Here is a 2,586-nt window from a genome sequence, read left to right on the forward strand (position 1 = left end):
GCCGCCACGCTGGTGGCCGGCGGCGCGCCTGTCCAGATCCAGACCGTCACCCCTGACGGTGCGGAATGGGCGTGCGGACCGGTTCCGGCCAACGCGCTGTCGTGCCAGATTCCCGGTGCCGTCATGACACCTGGAACCAGCCGCCACTTCGACGTGACGGTTTCGGCCAATGGCGCGTTCGAAAACTGCGCGCGCGGCTCCTATGGGCCGGCGCCGGGCGACGACGTCGTCTATCCCTTTGGCCAGGCCTGCGCCAAGGGAGGCGGCGCCTCGACCATCCGTGTCGAAAAGACCGGCGACCGCGAATGCAGGCTCGGCCAACCCTGCTCGTTCGAGATCACCGTCACCAATGACGGAGCGACCGCCTTCTCCGGGCCGGTCCGCATTGGCGATGCGATCGGCGTGGAGGGTCTCGGCAGGCTGGAAGGCGTTGAGATCACGTCGATCGATCCGCCCTTCGGCTGCTCGCCGGAACCGGCAACCTTGCCTGCGTCCTGCATTGCCAATTTGTCGCTCGGCGCCGGCGAAAGCCGGGTGCATCATGTCACCGTGGTCATTCCCGACGACGGTCGTCTGGCCAATCTGCAGGGCAATGTCAGCGGCCAGAACTGCGTCGGCGTGCTCTCTCCCGACACACGGGTGCAAGGCGGTGGCGACGTGCTTGGCGGCGATCAGGCCAATGTGCAGGGCGATCGCGGCAAGGCCTATGCCTGCCATCCCTTCACCATCAGCCAGGAGACGAAGAAGGAATGCTCGCAAGGCTTCGTCATGAACGATGCCGGCCGCTGCGTTTGCCCGGAAGGCACCACCTATCGCAACGGCCAGTGCTCGCCGGGCGGCGGTATCGTGCCGAAGCCGGAGCAACCGAAGCGCTGCGTGCTGCTCGAAGGCCAGATCCGCACCGAGGACGGACGTTGCGTCTGCCCACGCGGAACCGGGCTTGAGAACGGCAGATGTGTCAGGACCGACAAGCCCGAACAGTGCACCGTCCGTGGCCAGGTCCACAATGCCGATGGCGATTGTGTCTGCCCCAGGGGGACCGAAATCCGGGGCAATGCCTGCCGCCCGATCCAGCCGAAGCCTGAGCAGTGCACCATCCGTGGCCAGGTCCACGATGCCGATGGCGATTGTGTCTGCCCGAGAGGGACCGAGGTGCGCAATGGCGCCTGCCGTCCGATGCGGCCAAAGCCCGAGCAGTGCACGATCCGTGGTCAGGTTCACGACGCCGACGGCGATTGTGTCTGCCCAAGGGGTACCGAGGTCAGAAACGGAGCCTGCCGCCCGATTCGGCCGAAGCCTGAGCAATGCACGATCCGTGGCCAGGTCCATGACGCAAAGGGCAATTGTGTCTGCCCGAGGGGTACCGAGGTGCGGGGCAATGCGTGCCGGCGCAAGCAACCGACGCAGGAGCAATGCGACATACGCGGCCAGGTCCACAACAAGCGTGGCGAGTGTGTCTGTCCGCGTGGGACGCAGGTGATCAACGGCGCATGCCGCAAGCCCAGGCAAGAGGTGGAATGCGCACCGGGCTCGCAGATGATCAACGGCCAGTGCCAGCCGATCATCAGGCGGCGCTGCCCGGAAGGTACGATCGGACGCTATCCGAACTGCCGGCCGCTCCGCGGGCAACCGTCGCTGGAGCTCAACCCCGGCCTGCTGCTGCAGCAGGTACTGCCACGGCGCAGGCCGCAGGTCGAACAGCAGCAGGATCCGGTTCCAGACAGAATCCTGAAACTCCAGCAGCAATAACGATCTGCTCGACGCCAGACCAGAAACCCGCCGGAGCAATCCGGCGGGTTTTCTTATGGCTCCGAGGCAAGCGGAAATTGGCTGCGACAGGATCGCGGACGCCGCAACGCCACCTCCGGCCGTGCAGCCGCCGCGCCCGTGCCCTCGACAAGTCGGCCGGAGCGCATTAGGCAGTCGATAGAGTGGCCGAACGTGAAGGGCACTCGGAAAGGCCGCATCCATGAGCAGAAAGACCCTGATTGCACCGTCGGTGCTGGCGTCGGATTTTTCCAAACTCGGCGATGAGGTCGAAGCGGTGGCGGCGGCCGGCGCCGACTGGATCCATCTCGATGTGATGGACGGGCATTTCGTGCCCAACATCACCTTTGGCCCGCCGGTGATCAAGGCGATCCGCAACCGCACCGAGGCCTTCTTCGACTGCCATCTGATGATTGCCCCGGCCGACCCCTATCTGGCCGCTTTCGCCGAGGCCGGCTGCGACGGTTTGACCGTCCATGCCGAAGCCGGCCCGCATCTTGACCGCTCGCTGCAGACCATCAGGAACCTCGGCAAGAAGGCCGGTGTGTCGCTCAATCCGGCGACGCCGGAAAGCGTGGTCGAATATGTGCTCGACCGGCTCGACCTGATCCTGATCATGACCGTCAATCCGGGCTTCGGCGGCCAGGCCTTCATCCCGGCGATCGTCGACAAGGTGAAGCGGGTCAAGGCCCTCATCGGCGGCCGGCCGATCCGCATCGAGATCGACGGCGGTGTTTCAGCCGAAACCGCGCCGCTGGTCACCGCTGCCGGCGCCGACGTGCTGGTGGCGGGCGCCGCCATCTTCAAAAGCTGCAGCCT

Annotated in this window: 1 protein-coding gene and 1 pseudogene; both read left to right on the forward strand. The window is 65.8% G+C overall.

Going from position 1 to position 2,586, the window contains the following annotated elements:
- Positions 1–1,749, forward strand: a pseudogene (locus EN939_RS29200) (hypothetical protein); the annotation flags it as partial.
- A gap of 220 nt (positions 1,750–1,969) precedes the next feature.
- Positions 1,970–2,586 (forward strand): ribulose-phosphate 3-epimerase (rpe, locus tag EN939_RS29205; RefSeq protein WP_127271153.1); only part of this gene is annotated, 617 nt, incomplete at its 3' end.

The organism is Mesorhizobium sp. M7A.F.Ca.CA.002.05.1.1, assembly GCF_003998335.1.
Lineage (GTDB): Bacteria > Pseudomonadota > Alphaproteobacteria > Rhizobiales > Rhizobiaceae > Mesorhizobium.